Below are 16,574 nucleotides of genomic sequence, written 5' to 3'. Positions count from 1 at the left end.
CAAAAGCACGCGATGCGCGCAACGAGTTCGTAATTGCAACTTGACACCCCAGATAGTCGCTCTCCCCGATCGACGGGGAGAGGAAGGGTGCCTCCCAGCGAAGGCTCGCGCCTTTCCTCTCCCCCGTCGATCGGGGGAGAGGTGTAGACCGAAACACCTAGGAGGGGGGGTCGACCAACCGTCGAGATTGAAGCTCTTGCTGTCGAATGCCTCGACACAGCTACTCCGCCGCCTGCAAAGACGCGATGCGCCGGCTCTGCTTGGCTTGCTCGTCATAATCGCGCTGCCATTCCGACGGTCCGTTGGAGGCGCCGACCTGCACCGCCGTCACCTTGTATTCCGGACAGTTCGTCGCCCAGTCCGAGAAGTCGGTGGTGATGACGTTGGCCTGCGTGTCCGGATGGTGGAACGTCGTGTAGACCACACCGGGCGACACCCGGTCGGTGATCAGCGCGCGCAGCGTCGTTTCGCCCGAGCGGCTCGTCAGCCGGACCCAGTCGCCGTCGCGCAAGCCGCGGTTCTCGGCATCGTGCGGGTGGATCTCTAGCCGGTCCTCCGAGTGCCACATGCTGTTGTCGGTGCGCCTGGTCTGCGCGCCGACATTGTACTGCGACAGGATGCGGCCGGTGGTGAGCAGCAGCGGGAAGCGCGGCCCCGTCCTTTCGTCCGTCGCCACATATTCGGTCCGGATGAACTTGCCCTTGCCGCGCACGAACGCATCGATGTGCATGATCGGGGTGCCGAGCGGCGCCTTCTCGTTGCAGGGCCATTGCACGGATCCTACGCGGTCGAGCAACTCGAAGGAGACGCCGGCAAAGCTCGGCGTCGTCATCGCGATCTCGTCCATGATCTCCGAGGGATGCTGATAGTTCCAGTCCAGCCCGATCGCGCGGGCAAGCTCCTGCGTCGCCTCCCAATCGGCGTAGCGCGCCTTCGGCTCAAGAACCTTGCGCACCATGTTGATGCGGCGCTCGGCGTTGGTGAAGGTGCCGTCCTTCTCCAGGAAAGTCGAGCCCGGCAGGAAGACATGCGCATAGTTTGCGGTCTCGTTGAGGAACAGGTCGTGCACGACGACGCATTCCATCGCGGCAAGGCCGGCGGCGACATGCTTGGTGTCGGGATCGGACTGCAGAATGTCTTCGCCCTGGATGTAGATGCCCTTGAAGCTGCCGTCGACGGCGGCGTCCAGCATGTTGGGGATGCGCAGGCCGGGTTCGTCGTCCAGCTTCACGCCCCACAAGGTCTCATAGATATCGCGCACGGCTTCGCCGGAGATGTGGCGGTAGCCGGGCAGTTCGTGCGGGAAGGAGCCCATGTCGCAGGAGCCCTGCACGTTGTTCTGGCCGCGCAGCGGGTTCACGCCGACGCCGGGCCGGCCGATATTGCCGGTGGCCATGGCGAGATTGGCGATTGCCATCACAGTGGTCGAACCCTGGCTGTGTTCCGTCACGCCGAGGCCGTAATAGATCGCGCCGTTGCCGCCGGTGGCGTAGAGACGCGCAGCACCGCGGATCAGCTCGGGATCGACGCCGGACAATTTGCCGACGGTTTCGGGGCTGTTTTCCGGCAAGGCGACGAACGATGCCCAATCCTGGAACTCCGTCCAGTCGCAGCGTTCGCGGATGAAGGCTTCGTCGAACAGGCCCTCGGTGACGATCACATGCGCCAGCGCCGTCAGCACGGCCACATTGGTGCCGGGCTTCAGCGGCAGGTGGTAATCCGCTTCGATATGGGCCGACTTGACCATCTCGGTGCGGCGCGGATCGAGCACGATCAGCTTGGCGCCCTGGCGCAGCCGCTTCTTCAGCCGCGAGGCGAACACCGGGTGGGCGGAAGCCGGATTGGCGCCGATGATGACGGCGACGTCGGTGAAGTCGACGGAATCGAAATCCTGCGTGCCAGCGGAGGTGCCATAGGTCTGGCCGAGCCCGTAGCCCGTCGGCGAATGGCAGACTCGTGCGCAGGTGTCGACATTGTTGTTGCGGAAACCTTGCCGCACCATCTTCTGGACTAGGTAAGTTTCCTCATTGGTGCAGCGCGAGGAGGTTATGCCGCCGATCGAGGTGCGTCCATACTGGTACTGGATGCGGCGGAATTCCTTGGCCGTATGGGCGATCGCCTCTTCCCAACTCACCTCGCGCCACGGGTCGGTGACCTTTTCCCGGATCATCGGCGACAGGATGCGGTCCTTGTGGGTGGCATAGCCATAGGCGAAACGGCCCTTGACGCAGGAATGGCCGTGGTTCGCCTTGCCCTCCTTATAGGGCATCATGCGAACGACTTCGTCACCCTTCACCTCGGCCTTGAATGAGCAGCCGACGCCGCAATAGGCACAGGTGGTGACGGCGGAGCGCTCCGGCAGGCCCTTGGCAAGCACCGTCTTCTCACGCAGCGCATCGGTTGGACAGGCCTGGACGCAGGCGCCGCAGGACACGCATTCCGAATCGATGAACGCCTCGTGCATCCCCGCCGAAACCCGAGATTCGAAGCCTCGTCCCTCGATGGTCAGCGCGAAGGTGCCCTGCACCTCTTCGCAGGCCCGCACGCAGCGCGAGCAGACGATGCATTGCGAGGCATCATAGGTGAAATAGGGGTTGGACTCGTCGCGGGCGATGTAGTCGACCGCCAGCGAGCCATGGCCGGGCGCCACGCCACCTTCCGGCTTGACGTGGTTGCGACCTTCGATGCCGTAGCGGTTCTCGATCAGGCCGATCGACTTCGCCACTGCATCGAACTCGCTGGCGCCGGTTCCGGCCTGTTCGTTCCAGCCGGTCGGATGGTCGGAGACGTAGAGTTCCATGACGCCTCGGCGAATGGCGTCGAGCCGCTCGGTCTGCGTGCGCACGATCATGCCTTCGCCGACGGGCGTCGTGCAGGACGCCGGCGTGCCGCCACGTCCTTCGATCTCGACAAGGCAGACACGGCACGACCCGAAGGAGTCCAGCATGTCGGTGGCGCAAAGCTTCGGGATCTCGACCCCGCCCTCCATGGCCGCACGCATGATCGAGGTGCCTTCCGGCACGGTGATGCTGCGCCCGTCGACGTTCAGCGTGACCTGCTTCTGCGCCTTCGATTGGGGGGTTCCGTAGTCGATCTCTTCGACGAGGGAGGGGAAGTCGGCCTTGATGTTCATCTGCCAGCTCCTATTCGGCAGCCACGCGCACGGGCGCTGGCTTGAAGTCGTCGGGGAAATGGGTGATCGAGCTCATCACGGGATAGGGCGTGAAGCCGCCCAGCGCGCAGAGCGAACCAAACTTCATCGTGTTGCAGAGATCGGTGACCAGAGCGAGGTTCTTCTCCGGCTCAATGCCCGCAACTATTCTGTCGATGGTCTCAACCCCGCGCGTCGAGCCGATGCGGCAGGGCGTGCATTTGCCACAGCTTTCGATGGCGCAGAACTCCATGGCGAAGCGCGCCTGTTTCAGCATGTCGGCGGTGTCGTCGAACACCACGATGCCGGCATGGCCGATCAGCCCGTCCTTGGCGGCGAAGGCTTCATAATCGAATGGCGTGTCGAACAGCGCGCGCGGGAAATAGGCGCCGAGCGGCCCGCCGACCTGCACGGCCTTGACGGGGCGCCCCGTGGCCGTGCCGCCGCCGATCTCGTCGACGATCTCGCCCAGCGTCATGCCGAAAGCGGCTTCGAACAGACCGGCATATTTGACGTTGCCGGCGATCTGGATCGGGATCGTGCCGCGCGAGCGGCCCATGCCGAAATCCTTGTAGTAGGCCGCACCCTTGTCCATGATGACAGGCACCGAGGCCAGCGAGATGACGTTGTTGATCACCGTCGGCTTGCCGAACAGCCCCTTATGCGCCGGCAGTGGCGGCTTTGCCCGAACCATGCCGCGTTTGCCCTCGAGCGAATCGAGCAGCGCCGTCTCCTCGCCGCAGACATAGGCGCCGGCGCCGACCCGGATCTCCATGTCGAAAGCGTAGGGTGAGCCCAGCACGCTGGCGCCAAGAACGCCAGCCTTGCGGGCGATCTCGACGGCCTTGTTCATCACCGCCACCGCATGCGGATATTCCGAGCGGACATAGACGAAGCCCTTCGTCGCGCCCGTGGCTATACCGGCGATCGTCATGCCTTCGATCAGCACGAAGGGATCGCCCTCCATGATCATGCGATCGGCGAAGGTACCCGAATCGCCTTCGTCGGCGTTGCAGACGATGTATTTGCGGTCGCCTGCGGTATCGAGCACCGTTTTCCACTTGATGCCGGTCGGGAAGCCTGCGCCGCCGCGCCCGCGCAGGCCCGACTCGGTAACCTGGGCGACGGTGGCGGCAGGCGTCAGCGCCAGCGCGTTCGTCAGTCCGTTCAACCCGCCATGCTTCTTGTAGGATTCGAGCGAAAGCGGATCCGTGACGCCGCAGCGCGCGAAGGTCAGCCGCGTCTGCTTGGCCAGGAAGGGGATCTTGTCCGGCGTGCCCAGCCAGCGCTTGTGGTGGCCGCCGGTGAGGAAGCCGCTGTCGAACAGGCTTTTGACGTCGGACGGCTTGACCGGCCCGTAGGCGATGCGGCCATTGGCTGTCGCGACTTCGACCATAGGCTCGAGGAAATAGGCGCCGCGCGACCCGTTGCGCACGATCTTGGCTTCGATGCCGCGCTCGGCGAGTTCGCCGGCGATCGCCTTGGCGACCTTTTCGGCGCCAAGCGCCAGCGCACCGGAATCGCCGGGAATGTAGATACGCGGGATCATGAGCGCACCTCTGCAACGATCTCGTCGAGCTTCTCGTCATCGAGCCGCCCGATCACCTCGCCATCCAGCATTGCGGCGGGCGAACAGGCGCACAGGCCGAGACAATAGACCGGCTCCAGCGTCACCGAACCGTCGCGGGTCGTCTCATGGAAGCCGATGCCCAGCAATTGCTTCAGCTTGGCGGCGATGGCGTCCGAACCCATCGACTGGCAGGATTCCGCCTGGCAGAGCTTCAGCACATGCCTGCCTGCCGGGTGGCTGCGGTAATCATGATAAAAGCTGACGACGCCGTGCACCTCGGCCCTGGAAATGTTCAGCGCCTCGGCGATGACCGGCAGCGCATCCTTGGGCACATGGCCGAACTCTTCCTGGATGCCGTGAAGGATCGGCAGCAATGGGCCTTCGAGGCCCTTCATCTCCTGGATGATCGCGGCCGTGCGCGACGTAATCTCGGTACTTGCAGGCTGCATTGTCATGCAGCGCCCTCCCTATCGTAGCGACCCATACTATCGGCCAAGAGCATCAAGCTGTTTTGGAACAACGACATGCGCGTGCCGCTTTATCGCTAAGTGCTTAAGAAACCAGAGAAAACCTCTGAAATCAATAAAGCGGTTTCGTTGTACGATAGAAATTTTCTATCGTTCCGTTTGGCTAACTCTGTCTAGCGGAACGGTTGGCGTGGAAATCGTCCGCCAGCGCCATTGCCTCGTCCAGCAGCGCCGAGACCAAAGGTGTGTGCGGTTCGCGCGGTGTCGCCACCAGGCCGACCGTGTGGCTGGCATCTGGCTCGATGATCGGAATGGCCCGGATCGGCTCGGAAAAGCCGAATGTTTCCGCAAGGTTGAGCGGCATGATCGACGACCATTTGCCGGTGCGGATGTGCGAAAACAGCACGATCATGGAATTGGATTCCAGCGTCGGTCGCACCTGCACGCCAGCTTCGGCCAGATGCTGATCGATGATGCGGCGGTTCTGCATGTCCGGCGTCAACAGACACAGCGGCAGGCTCGAGAGCTCCGCCCATGTCACTTTGTCGCGGTCGGAATAGGGATTCCCCATCGCGGTGATCAGTTGGTAGCGCTCGTCATAGAGCGGCACGCTGGTCACCCGCCCCAGCGGCTCGTTGTCGAGATAGGTGATCCCGGCATCGATGTCGAAATTGCCGAGCAGCGACAGCACCTCGATCGAGGTCCGCGACAGCACCGAAAAGGTGACGCCGGGATGCTTTTCGCGAAACGGCGTCGTCAGCCGCGGCAGCATGGCGAGCGCCGTCGGGATGGCGGCGATGCGGATACGGCCGGAAAGTCCGTGGCGCGCCGCGCGCATTTCCTCGCGCATGGTTCTGGTGTCGCCGACGATGCGGCGTGCCCACACCAGCACCTGTTTTCCCTCCGGCGTCAGCCCCTGGAAGCGTGAGCCGCGCAGAACCAGCATGACGCCAAGCTGGCCTTCCAACTGCTTGATGCCGGCCGAGAGCGTCGGTTGGGTGACACCGCACACCTCCGCCGCCCGGCCGAAATGCTCCTCCCTGGCGAGCGCGATGAAGAATTCCAGCTTGTCGATCATGCGATCTTTCCGGTCGTTCGCTGCAAGGTCGGGGAAATTGTGCTCTACCGCAAGCACCACGCACAATTGCCCGGCATCCACACCTTTAAGCCGGCTACCTGTTTCCCGCGGCGCAATGCGGCGCTATGTGGATGAAACTGGGAGATCGACCATGCTGGGCTGGTTCCGCAAGCTTTTGCCGCGCGAAGATCGCTTCTTCGACCTGTTCGAACGACATTCGCGCACCGTGGTCGGCGGCGCCGAGGCGCTGGAGCAGCTTCTCCATGGCAGGGATATCGACCTCTGGTGCCAGAAAATCATCGATCTCGAAGATGAGGCCGACCACATCACCGCGGAAGTCCTGCTGGCGGTGCGGCGCTCCTTCATCACGCCTTTCGATCGCGGCGACATCAAGGACCTGATCCAGTCGATGGATGATGCCATCGATATGATGCACAAGACGGTCAAGACGGTGAAGCTGTTCGAGCGCAAGGAGTTCGATCCGCTGATGCAGGAAATGGGTGGCGTCATCGTCGCCGCCGCCAAGCTGGTGGCCGAGGCGATCCCGCTGCTCAACAAGGTCGCGACGCATACTGTGCGCCTCAACGCCATCGCCGAAGAGGTAATGCGCGTCGAAAGCCGGGCCGACGACCTGCATGAGCAAGGGCTGAAGGATCTCTTCAGGAAGCACGGCAGCAGCGATCCGATGGCCTATATGATCGGCTCAGAGATTTATGGCCAGCTGGAAAAGGTGGTCGACCGCTTCGAGGACGTCGCCAACGAGATCAGCGGCATCGTCATTGAGAATGTCTAGGTGATGGAAGCCACCATTGCCTTTCCCGTGCTGGCCGGCCTCGTCGCCGTCGCACTGTTCTTCGACTTTCTCAACGGCCTGCACGATGCCGCCAATTCCATCGCCACCATCGTTTCCACCCGCGTGCTGCGGCCGCAATATGCGGTGCTGTGGGCGGCATTCTTCAATTTCATCGCCTTCATGTTCTTCGGCCTCCACGTTGCCGAGACCGTGGGCAAGGGTATCATCGACGTCAGCATCGTCACCCCGGCGGTGATCTTTGCAGCGCTCGTCGGCGCCATCGTCTGGAACATCGTCACCTGGATCGCCGGCATCCCGTCGAGCAGCTCGCACGCGCTGATTGGCGGTCTGGTCGGCGCCGGTGTGGCAAAGGCAGGCGTGGGCGCCATCGTCTGGACAGGGCTTGGCAAGACGGTTGCGGCAATCGTCTTGTCGCCAGCGACCGGCTTTATCCTGGCTCTTGTCCTGATCCTTGCCGTTTCCTGGCTCTTCGTGCGCCAGACACCGTTTGCGGTCGACAGCACCTTCCGCGTCATGCAGTTCTTTTCCGCCTCGCTCTATTCCCTCGGGCACGGCGGCAACGACGCCCAGAAGACCATGGGCATCATTGCCGTGCTGCTCTATTCGCAAGGCATGCTCGGCGCGACTTTCTATGTGCCGCTGTGGGTCGTGCTCACCTGTCAGACGGCGCTGGCGCTCGGTACGTTGTTCGGCGGCTGGCGCATCGTCCACACCATGGGCTCGAAGATCACCCGGCTGAACCCGATGCAGGGTTTTTGCGCCGAGACCGGTGGGGCGATCACGCTGTTTGCCGCGACCTGGCTCGGCGTTCCCGTATCGACCACGCACACGATCACCGGCGCCATCATCGGCGTCGGCGCCGCCCGCCGCGTCTCGGCCGTGCGCTGGGGCATTGCCGGCAATATCGTCATTGCCTGGATCGTCACCCTGCCGGCCACCGCTTTGATTTCGGCGCTCACCTACCTCGCGGTTGGCCTGGCGAGGTGAGGTGAGGAAATCTACCTGTCCACAAGGTTCAGGATGTTGCCGTCTGGATCCTTGAACCAGGCGACCTTCATTCCGTAACCGACGTGGATATCGCCCTCCAGTGTCAGGCCCGGCATCTGATAGTGCTCGAAGGCGACGCCCTTCGACTTCAGCGCCTTGACGATATCGCCGATCCCGTCGCCAACCATCCAGGTCACCGCTGTCGCCTTATTGGTTCCGGCAAATTGGGAATGATAGACGTTGAGGGTGGTATCGCCACTTTTGTAGACGATCAGTTCGCCGCCCTCATCGTGCACCTGTTGCAGGCCAAGCGTTCCCTCGTAGAAAGCCTTGGCCTTTGCCAGGTCGCTTACCGCCAGATTTGCCGTTGCGTTGCTGTTTGCGAGCATGATGGTCTCCTTTCCTGGTTGTCGGCCCGTGCTGGTCACCGAAATAGGTCGCCGCGATCGTTTGACGACTGTCGCTTGACCTGATTGTTGGCCGCATCGGCGCTCGATTATCTGGAAGACGTTTGGCGCGGATGAAATCCGACAGGACCCGCCGCTTTTTCAGGCACGCCAAGACAGCCATTGCTCCACGGCTTGGTTCTGTCCGGAAACTGCATTATCTCAGGTGCAAGCTGCATCTCAGGCGCAAGCTGCGTAAGGAAAAACTGCCATGTCCGTCACCAAGGAAATCGTCACCGAGCGTCTGAAGACGGTCAACGGGCCGGATTTCACCGGCAACATCGTCGACCTCGGCATGGTTTCGGAAATTTTCATCGCCGACGGGAAGGTCTTCTTCTCGATTACCGTTCCCGCCGCCCGCGCCCAGGAGATGGAGCCGCTGCGCGCTGCCGCCGAGCGTGTCGTCAAGGCGATCCCCGGTGTCGCCGGCGCCGTCGTCGCGCTGACGGCCGAAAAGAAGGGCGGCGGCATGGAGGCGCCGGTTCCCTCGCGCCCCGCACCCAGGCCCGCGCCGCCGGCTCAGCCCGCTGCCGCCGCGGCGCGTGCGACTCCGCACGCACCGGCCTCGCACAGCTCGGGCAAGCGTGGCGTGCCCGGTATCGAGGCGATCATTGCCGTTGCCTCCGGCAAGGGCGGCGTCGGCAAGTCGACCACCGCCGTCAACATCGCACTCGGCCTCGCCGCCAACGGCTTGCGCGTCGGCGTGCTGGATGCCGACATCTACGGACCGTCCATGCCCAGGCTGCTCAACATCCACGGACGGCCGCAGACCGTCGACGGCAAGATCCTGAAACCGATGGAGAATTACGGCCTGAAGGTGATGTCGATGGGCTTCCTCGTCGACGAGGAAACGCCGATGATCTGGCGCGGCCCGATGGTGATGTCGGCGCTGACGCAGATGCTGCGCGAGGTCGAATGGGGCCGTCTCGACGTGCTCGTCGTCGACATGCCGCCCGGTACCGGCGACGCGCAACTGACCATGGCCCAGCAGGTGCCGCTGGCTGGTGCTGTCATCGTCTCGACGCCACAGGATCTGGCCCTGATCGACGCGCGAAAAGGCCTCAACATGTTCAAGAAGGTCGACGTCCCGTTGCTCGGCATCGTCGAGAACATGAGCTATTTCATCGCCCCGGACACCGGCAAGCGCTACGACATCTTTGGCCATGGCGGCGCGCGCCGCGAGGCCGAGCGCCTCGGCGTCACCTTCCTTGGCGAAGTGCCGCTCGAGATGGGCATCCGCGAAAGTTCGGATGCCGGCACGCCGGTTGTCGTCTCGAAGCCTGACGGCGCCGAGGCGAAAATCTATCGCGACATCGCTTCGAAGGTCTGGGACCGGGTCAATGAAGAGCGTGGCGCGGCGGCAGCGGCGGTGCCGAGTATTGTGTTCGAGTGACGCCCGCTTGAGGGCTCAGCCGCCGACCTTTTCGCCGAACGACGAAAAAAACTGTCCGGCCAGTTTCTTCGAGGTCGATTCGATCAGCCGGCTGCCGAGTTGGGCGATCTTGCCGCCGACATCGGCCTTGGCCGCGTAGTTCAATATCGTGGCGTCAGGTCCATCTGCCGTCAGCGTCACGTCGGCACCACCCTTGGCGAAGCCGGCAATGCCGCCCTTGCCTTCGCCCTGGATGGTGTAGGAGTGCGGCGGCTTCAGGTTCTTCAGCGTCACTTCGCCGTTGAATGTCGCCTTGATCGGTCCGATCTTCACCACCACGGTTGCCGCCATCTCGGTCGGCGACTTCATCTCCAGGCTCTGGCAGCCGGGAATGGTCGCCTTCAAGACCTCGGGATCGTTCAGCGCTTCCCACACTTTTTGCAGCGGTGCGGCAATGCGCTCCTCGCCTTCGATCACCAAAGCCATGAAAACCTCCCGGACAAGACTGTCGGAACCCGTAACGCACGGCTTGGTGCGTGTCTATCGCACCAAAGTCCGGTTGCGACCGCACGCCCTCTTGCCTGCTCCCGCGCGTTGCCATATCGATTTGTCTTACAAATACGGAGACCATGATGGCAGGCGCCCCCACCCACAAGAAAAAATTTCGCTCGCAGGAGTGGTTCGACAATCCCGACAATCCGGGCATGACGGCGCTCTATCTCGAGCGCTATCTCAATTACGGCCTGACGCGCGCCGAACTGATGTCCGGCAAGCCGCTGATCGGCATCGCACAGACCGGCTCGGATCTGTCGCCTTGCAACCGTCACCATATCGAACTCGCTAAGCGTGTGCGCGAAGGCATCGTCTCGATGGGCGGCATTCCTTTCGAATTCCCCTGCCATCCGATCCAGGAGACCGGCAAGCGCCCGACCGCGGCACTTGACCGCAACCTTGCCTATCTCAGCCTTGTCGAAGTGCTCTACGGCTATCCGCTCGATGGCGTCGTGCTCACCATCGGTTGCGACAAGACGACGCCGGCGCTGCTGATGGCGGCGGCCACCGTCAACATCCCGGCGATCGCGCTGTCGGTCGGGCCGATGCTCAATGGCTGGCACAAGGGCAAGCGCACCGGCTCCGGCACCATCGTCTGGGAATCGCGCCAGCGCCTGTCGGCCGGCGAGATCGATTATGACGAGTTCATGGACATCGTCGCCTCGTCGGCGCCGTCCACCGGTTATTGCAACACCATGGGCACCGCCACCACGATGAACTCGCTGGCCGAAGCGCTTGGCATGCAGTTGCCGGGCTCGGCCGCGATTCCCGCGCCCTACCGCGAGCGCGGCCAGATTTCCTATGAGACCGGAAAGCGCATCGTCGAGATGGTGCATGAGGATCTGAAGCCGTCCGACATCATGACGAGAGAGGCTTTCGAGAATGCCATCGTCGTCAATTCGGCCATTGGCGGCTCGACCAACGCGCCGATCCATCTCAACGCCATCGCGCGCCACCTCGGAGTCAAGCTCGACAATGACGACTGGCAGACGGTCGGCCTCAATGTGCCGCTACTGGTCAATTTGCAGCCGACGGGCGAATACCTTGGCGAGGACTACCACCATGCCGGCGGCGTGCCGGCGGTCATCGCCGAACTGATGAAGGGCGGGCTGTTGCCGCATCCCGGCGCGCGCACCGTCAACGGCAAGTCGATCGGTGAGAATAGCGAGGGCGTCGCCAACGAAAATCCCGACGTCATCCGCTCTGTCGCCAAGCCGCTGAAGGCCAATGCCGGCTTCATCAATCTTCGGGGCAATCTGTTCGATTCGGCGATCATGAAGACCAGCGGCATCTCGCCGGAATTCCGCGAACGCTATCTCTCCAACCCCAAGGATCCCGAGGCTTTCGAAGGCAACGCCATGGTTTTCGATGGGCCGGAGGATTACCACGCCCGCATCGACGACCCGGCGCAAGGCATCGACGAACACACCATCCTGTTCATGCGCGGCGCTGGCCCGGTCGGCTATCCAGGCGGTGCCGAAGTCGTCAACATGCAGCCGCCGGCCTATCTCATCAAGAAGGGCATCCACGCGCTCGCTTGCATCGGGGACGGCCGCCAGTCGGGTACGTCGGGTTCGCCATCGATCCTCAACGCCTCGCCGGAAGCGGCGATCGGCGGCGGACTGGCGCTGCTCAAGACGGGCGACAGGGTCCGCATCGACTTGCGCAAGGGCACGGCCGACATCCTCGTTACCGACGACGAGATCACCCGGCGCCGCGCCGAACTGCAGAACAATGGTGGCTTCCACTATCCCAAGCACCAGACACCCTGGCAGGAGATCCAGCGCGGCATGGTCGCGCAGTTCTCGGAGGGAATGGTGCTGAAGCCGGCGGTGAAGTATCAGGACGTCGCGCACACCAGCGGCGTTCCCAGAGACAATCACTGATTGCTCCGGGGACAATCACTGATTGCTCCGGGGACAATCATTGATTCTGGATCGACGGATGGCGGCTTGATCAAATCAAGCCGCCGTCGGTTTTCCGGTCAGCGTGTTGCCGGGTAGGTCGAGAACGGTCACCGTCCTTGACAAGCGCGCCCAACAAATCCACCATCATGACAAGGGGTGCATCGCGACGACCCCGTGAGGCGTCAGCCCAACGTTCGCGTCCAAGCTTCTCTTCCAGGAGGTGGACGCCATGCCGTCAACAACCGCTATCACTGTATCGCAACTGTCCCGGCTCATCGGTCTGCCGGGCGCGCCTGTCATTATCGATGTTCGCATCGATGACGATTTCGACGCCGACCCGCGCCTGTTGCCGGCTTCGTGCCGGCGCGATTTCAAAACCGTTTCGACCTGGGCGGCCGCATTCGCCGGCAAGCCGGTGGCCGTCGTATGCCAGAAGGGGCAAAAGCTCTCGCAAGGCGTCGTTGCATGGCTGCGCCATGAGGGGATATCAGCCGAATCCCTTGAAAGCGGGTTTGAGGCCTGGCGCGATGCCGGGGGACTTCTGGTCCGCACCGCCAAAATGCCGCCACGCAATGAAAAGGGCGCCACCGTCTGGGTGACGCGATCGCGCCCGAAGGTCGACCGCATCGCTTGCCCATGGCTGATCCGGCGTTTCCTCGACCCCGACGCGGTGTTCCTGTTTGTCGAGCCCGCTGAAGTATTGGCTGTTGCCGACCGCTTTCAGGCCGTGCCGTTCGACATCGACAATGTGTTCTGGAGCCATCGTGGCGAACGCTGCACCTTCGACACGATGATCGAGGAGTTCGGGTTGGAATCCGAGGCGCTCGATCGCCTCGCCGCAATCGTGCGTGCGGCCGACACCGCAAGCCTCGACCTGGTGCCCCAGGCGGCCGGTTTTCTGGCTGCCTCGCTGGGTCTGTCGCGTATGTACCGCGACGATCTGGAACAACTGGAAGCAGGCATGCTGCTCTACGACGCGTTCTTCCGCTGGTGTCGCGACGCCACCGAAGAAACGCACAACTGGCCCGCTGCGGGTAAGCCGTCATGACCATTCTTGTCCCCGACAACAAGGCGGTGGCCGTCGAGCCGCCGGCTGCGCCGACCTTCGCGGAAGCCACGAAGGTCTGGGCGAGGATCGGATTGCTCAGCTTCGGCGGACCTGCCGGGCAGATCGCGCTGATGCACAAGGAGCTGGTCGAGGACCGGCGCTGGATCGGTGAACAGCGCTTCCTGCATGCGTTGAACTACTGCATGTTGCTGCCTGGCCCGGAAGCCCAGCAACTCGCCATCTATGTCGGCTGGCTGCTGCACAGGACGATCGGCGGCCTTGTCGCCGGCATCCTGTTCGTCGTGCCGGGCGCGCTGGTCATGCTCGTCTTGAGCAGCCTTTACATGCTCTACGGCGACATGCCACTCGTCGCGGCGCTGTTTTTCGGGGTGAAGGCGGCGGTGCTTGCCATCGTCATCGAGGCGGTGATCCGGATCGGACGGCGCGCCCTCAAGAACCGGGTCATGGTGTCGATCGCGGTCGCGGCGTTCATCGCCATCTATGCGTTGAATGTGCCGTTTCCGCTCATCGTCTTGTTCGCCGGCCTGACGGGATGGCTGGGGGATCGCATTGCTCCCGGCCTGTTTTCCGGCTCGGCCCATGGCAAGGACGATGTTGCCGACTTCAAGGGAGCGGTCGACCTGATGTTCGAACGCGGCGAACTCGCCCATGTCAAACCGACCAAATGGCATGCGCCGCGCACCGTCGCCATCTGGCTGCCGCTCTGGCTCGGGCCTGTTCTTTTGATCTGGTGGTTCACCGGCTCTGCAAGCGTCTGGACCGAGATAGGCCGGTTCTTCAGTCTCATGGCTGTCGTCACCTTCGGTGGCGCCTATGCGGTGCTTGCCTATGTCGCGCAGGCAGCCGTCCAGTCCTTCGGCTGGCTGGCCCCTGGTGAAATGGTTGATGGCCTTGGGCTTGCCGAAACGACGCCGGGGCCGCTCATCCTGGTGCTGCAGTTCGTCGGCTTCATCGCCGCGTTCCGCCACTCCGGCTCGCTGGACCCGTTGCTTGCCGGATCGCTGGGGGCGTTGCTCACCCTGTGGGTGACGTTCACGCCCTGCTTTTTCTGGATATTCCTCGGGGCGCCCTACATCGAGGCGTTGCGCGGCAACAAGGCACTGTCGGCCGCACTGGGCGCGATCACCGCCGCAATTGTCGGGGTGATTATGAATCTGGCCCTATGGTTTGGCTTGCACGTCATCTTCCGTGAGGTGCATGCGACGGGTCTTGGCATGAATGTGCCGGTGCTTTCGTCGATCGACTGGCGTGCGGCCTTGCTTTCGGGTGCCGCCATGATCGCCATCCTGAAGCTGAAGATCGGCATGCTGCCGACACTCGCGCTATCCGCCCTTGCAGGGGTCTTGCTGGCGGCGGCTGGTTAGATAGCACCGCCTTTGTAATTCGCTTGCCCACCACCTAAGTGGGCTGGAACGGAAGGAAACATCATGGCCGGACGGCGCTCTTCCCTCGGCTTCCTCGGAATGTTCGGCCGCTCGGGCGACTTGAGGCAGCTCGACGATGCATTGCGCGGCGCGGATCTGCATCCAGCCCTTGTGCCGGAGGGCGTGAAGCTTACCCTGGTCAATCTCATGAAGGATCGCTGGCCCGACGAGCCGCCACGGGGTACCTATGCGTCGGTGGCACAATTATGCAGCTATTGCATCGCGGGTCCCGAAACCTTCGAGCAAGCCAATGGCCATGAGCGGACGCTGGAAGCCGAGCGCCGCATCGAGGCGGCGCTTGAAACCGGCGACAGCCTCGACGCGCAGATCGTGCTGATGACACTGCATGCCAAGCTCATCAACCCCGAAGTCGTCGACCGATACGGGCTCAGCGCGGAATGACGCGAAAGGCAGGATCTGCCTGATTCTCCCAAGGCAGCCGAGCCGTTCAGGCCCGGCTGATCTCCTCGAGATACCAGCCGATGTAGCGCAGTTCGTTGTATTCCATAGGCGCGATAGGTCCGGGCACGAAATAGTGCGAGCGCACGCCGCGCGCGGTGTGCTCGATGATCTTCTTGTCCTCTTCTGTGGTGATCTTCCACAGCCAGGTCAGCTTCTCCAGATCGTAGTCCTGTCCCTCGACCGCGTCGCCGCGCACCAGCCAGATCAGTTCCATCTCGCATGTACCAGCCGTTTTCGGGATGAATCGGTAGATCATGCCGTGATCGGGATAGCAGACGAGAAAGGTCGTGCCGCCGAGATGGATGGAGGTGACGCCACCGTCATAGTCGGTGAAGCGGCCCATCAGCGGGGCCACCGGAGAGCCGTCCTGGCTGCCGCTCGAAACGCCGTCGTAGAGCGCGTAGCGGAAGGTGTCGATTGCTTCCTGACCGGCCGCCGAGTTCTGCCAGCGGTTGGCGCTGCCGATCTCGATGCCGAGCGCGCAGGTGCGCTGCTCCATCGCCGCATTGAGTTGCTCGATCATCTCGGCCGGCTTTTCCAGCGCATGCGTCTGCGAATATTCAGGATGCGCCGGCCCGCAATGGTAGCATTCGACATAGTTCTCGACGGCGAGCTTCCAGTTGGCGTCGAGCGGATAGGACTGACGATACGCCACCTTGGCGTCGCCCCAGCCATATTGGCCGCAACTCGTGCGCAGCGACTGTTCGATCGGATCGAAATCGAGCGGCGTCTCGGCGAAGGAAATGAAGACCAGCCCGGAGGCGACGCGGACATGAAGCTTCTTCAGCCCGTGCGCCGAGCGGTCGAAATCCTTCGGCATCAGGCGGGCAGCGCGCAATGAGCCGTCATTGGAATAGCTCCAGGCGTGGTAGGGGCACACGAACATCTTCGCGTTGCCCTTTTCCTTGGTGCAGACCTCGGCGCCGCGGTGGCGGCAGACATTGAGCATGGCATGCACGGTGCCATCCATGCCGCGTGTCAGGATGACCGCCTCGTCGCCCAGTTTGAACAGCTCGAAATCGCCCGGGTTCGCGATGACGCTGGCATGGGCCAGGCAGTGCCAGTGGCGGCGAAAGACACGTTCCATGTCGCGCTCGAAGATTGCCTGGTCATGATAGAAGGCACGCACCAGGCCGTGACCTGGCCGATGAGATGCCACCAGCCGATCGATCGTGTCGCCGTCTGTGTGGGCTTGCTGGATAGGATGCACACTCATTTGTCGTTCTGCCCGATGGTTGATCCTGGGTGGTGGCTGCATGGCTGCACGAACTCGTC

At 62.9% G+C, this 16,574-nt stretch carries 14 protein-coding genes; 7 read left to right on the top strand and 7 right to left on the bottom strand.

Annotated features, from left to right (window positions below):
- Window positions 1-220 precede the first annotated feature (220 nt).
- The 4 genes from fdhF to NKH95_RS31065 form a co-directional block, all read right to left on the bottom strand.
- Window positions 221-3,133, bottom strand: a complete 2,913-nt coding sequence (gene fdhF / locus NKH95_RS31080) for a formate dehydrogenase subunit alpha (protein WP_352894269.1) — start codon at window positions 3,131-3,133, stop codon at window positions 221-223.
- 10 nt (window positions 3,134-3,143) lie between these two features.
- Window positions 3,144-4,700, bottom strand: coding sequence for a formate dehydrogenase beta subunit (locus NKH95_RS31075; RefSeq protein WP_128304842.1), 1,557 nt, complete (start codon window positions 4,698-4,700; stop codon window positions 3,144-3,146).
- Window positions 4,697-5,176 carry a formate dehydrogenase subunit gamma gene (locus tag NKH95_RS31070; protein ID WP_023811689.1) on the bottom strand — a complete coding sequence of 160 codons (480 nt, stop codon included), beginning with the start codon at window positions 5,174-5,176 and terminating at the stop codon, window positions 4,697-4,699. The genes NKH95_RS31075 and NKH95_RS31070 overlap by 4 nt, the downstream gene beginning before the upstream one ends.
- Before the next feature lie 175 nt (window positions 5,177-5,351).
- Window positions 5,352-6,266 (bottom strand): LysR family transcriptional regulator, encoded by a 915-nt coding sequence (locus tag NKH95_RS31065; RefSeq protein ID WP_027039670.1) that lies wholly within the window; start codon window positions 6,264-6,266, stop codon window positions 5,352-5,354.
- 151 nt (window positions 6,267-6,417) lie between these two features.
- On the opposite strand from NKH95_RS31065, the gene NKH95_RS31060 reads away from it, so the two are divergent.
- Window positions 6,418-7,059, top strand: coding sequence for a DUF47 domain-containing protein (locus tag NKH95_RS31060; protein WP_064995762.1), 642 nt, complete (start codon window positions 6,418-6,420; stop codon window positions 7,057-7,059).
- 3 nt (window positions 7,060-7,062) lie between these two features.
- Complete coding sequence (locus tag NKH95_RS31055) at window positions 7,063-8,067, top strand: inorganic phosphate transporter (protein ID WP_023811692.1); 1,005 nt, start codon at window positions 7,063-7,065, stop codon at window positions 8,065-8,067.
- A gap of 11 nt (window positions 8,068-8,078) precedes the next feature.
- Here NKH95_RS31055 and NKH95_RS31050 read toward each other — a convergent pair whose 3' ends face one another.
- On the bottom strand, window positions 8,079-8,456 hold the full coding sequence (locus NKH95_RS31050; protein WP_023811693.1) for a VOC family protein: 378 nt from the start codon (window positions 8,454-8,456) through the stop codon (window positions 8,079-8,081).
- A 268-nt stretch (window positions 8,457-8,724) separates the two neighbouring features.
- On the opposite strand from NKH95_RS31050, the gene NKH95_RS31045 reads away from it, so the two are divergent.
- Window positions 8,725-9,906, top strand: a complete 1,182-nt coding sequence (locus NKH95_RS31045) for an Mrp/NBP35 family ATP-binding protein (protein ID WP_128304844.1) — start codon at window positions 8,725-8,727, stop codon at window positions 9,904-9,906.
- 15 nt (window positions 9,907-9,921) lie between these two features.
- On the opposite strand, the gene NKH95_RS31040 is transcribed toward NKH95_RS31045, so the two are convergent.
- Window positions 9,922-10,371 carry an SRPBCC family protein gene (locus tag NKH95_RS31040; protein ID WP_127256475.1) on the bottom strand — a complete coding sequence of 150 codons (450 nt, stop codon included), beginning with the start codon at window positions 10,369-10,371 and terminating at the stop codon, window positions 9,922-9,924.
- 146 nt (window positions 10,372-10,517) lie between these two features.
- Between NKH95_RS31040 and NKH95_RS31035 the strand changes: the two genes are divergently transcribed.
- From NKH95_RS31035 to NKH95_RS31020, 4 genes are all read left to right on the top strand, one after another.
- The gene (locus tag NKH95_RS31035) at window positions 10,518-12,323 is read left to right on the top strand and encodes an IlvD/Edd family dehydratase (RefSeq protein WP_023811496.1); all 1,806 of its coding nucleotides are present in this window, start codon (window positions 10,518-10,520) and stop codon (window positions 12,321-12,323) included.
- Window positions 12,324-12,573: 250 nt separating this feature from the next.
- Window positions 12,574-13,392 carry a chromate resistance protein ChrB domain-containing protein gene (locus NKH95_RS31030; RefSeq protein ID WP_023811495.1) on the top strand — a complete coding sequence of 273 codons (819 nt, stop codon included), beginning with the start codon at window positions 12,574-12,576 and terminating at the stop codon, window positions 13,390-13,392.
- The gene (chrA, locus tag NKH95_RS31025) at window positions 13,389-14,777 is read left to right on the top strand and encodes a chromate efflux transporter (protein WP_352439703.1); all 1,389 of its coding nucleotides are present in this window, start codon (window positions 13,389-13,391) and stop codon (window positions 14,775-14,777) included. The genes NKH95_RS31030 and chrA overlap by 4 nt, the downstream gene beginning before the upstream one ends.
- Window positions 14,778-14,840: 63 nt before the next feature.
- A complete protein-coding gene (locus NKH95_RS31020; RefSeq protein ID WP_128304847.1) occupies window positions 14,841-15,239 on the top strand; it encodes a hypothetical protein in 399 nt (132 codons plus the stop codon).
- Between the two features lie 46 nt (window positions 15,240-15,285).
- Here NKH95_RS31020 and NKH95_RS31015 read toward each other — a convergent pair whose 3' ends face one another.
- A complete protein-coding gene (locus NKH95_RS31015; RefSeq protein ID WP_352894268.1) occupies window positions 15,286-16,515 on the bottom strand; it encodes an aromatic ring-hydroxylating oxygenase subunit alpha in 1,230 nt (409 codons plus the stop codon).
- Window positions 16,516-16,574: the final 59 nt, after the last annotated feature.

This window comes from Mesorhizobium sp. M0848 (assembly GCF_040319805.1).
Classification (GTDB): domain Bacteria; phylum Pseudomonadota; class Alphaproteobacteria; order Rhizobiales; family Rhizobiaceae; genus Mesorhizobium.
This window is presented reverse-complemented; position numbering and strand designations above follow the sequence as displayed.

Bases quoted from the DNA above. Each gene is read 5' to 3' on its own strand.
- NKH95_RS31065 (WP_027039670.1), bottom strand. From the start codon at position 6,266: ATGATCGACAAGCTGGAATTCTTCATCGCGCTCGCCAGGGAGGAGCAT.
- NKH95_RS31040 (WP_127256475.1), bottom strand. From the start codon at position 10,371: ATGGCTTTGGTGATCGAAGGCGAGGAGCGCATTGCCGCACCGCTGCAA.
- NKH95_RS31075 (WP_128304842.1), bottom strand. From the start codon at position 4,700: ATGATCCCGCGTATCTACATTCCCGGCGATTCCGGTGCGCTGGCGCTT.
- chrA (WP_352439703.1), top strand. From the start codon at position 13,389: ATGACCATTCTTGTCCCCGACAACAAGGCGGTGGCCGTCGAGCCGCCG.
- NKH95_RS31055 (WP_023811692.1), top strand. From the start codon at position 7,063: ATGGAAGCCACCATTGCCTTTCCCGTGCTGGCCGGCCTCGTCGCCGTC.
- NKH95_RS31035 (WP_023811496.1), top strand. From the start codon at position 10,518: ATGGCAGGCGCCCCCACCCACAAGAAAAAATTTCGCTCGCAGGAGTGG.
- NKH95_RS31020 (WP_128304847.1), top strand. From the start codon at position 14,841: ATGGCCGGACGGCGCTCTTCCCTCGGCTTCCTCGGAATGTTCGGCCGC.
- NKH95_RS31050 (WP_023811693.1), bottom strand. From the start codon at position 8,456: ATGCTCGCAAACAGCAACGCAACGGCAAATCTGGCGGTAAGCGACCTG.
- NKH95_RS31060 (WP_064995762.1), top strand. From the start codon at position 6,418: ATGCTGGGCTGGTTCCGCAAGCTTTTGCCGCGCGAAGATCGCTTCTTC.
- NKH95_RS31015 (WP_352894268.1), bottom strand. From the start codon at position 16,515: ATGAGTGTGCATCCTATCCAGCAAGCCCACACAGACGGCGACACGATC.
- NKH95_RS31045 (WP_128304844.1), top strand. From the start codon at position 8,725: ATGTCCGTCACCAAGGAAATCGTCACCGAGCGTCTGAAGACGGTCAAC.
- NKH95_RS31030 (WP_023811495.1), top strand. From the start codon at position 12,574: ATGCCGTCAACAACCGCTATCACTGTATCGCAACTGTCCCGGCTCATC.
- NKH95_RS31070 (WP_023811689.1), bottom strand. From the start codon at position 5,176: ATGACAATGCAGCCTGCAAGTACCGAGATTACGTCGCGCACGGCCGCG.
- fdhF (WP_352894269.1), bottom strand. From the start codon at position 3,133: ATGAACATCAAGGCCGACTTCCCCTCCCTCGTCGAAGAGATCGACTAC.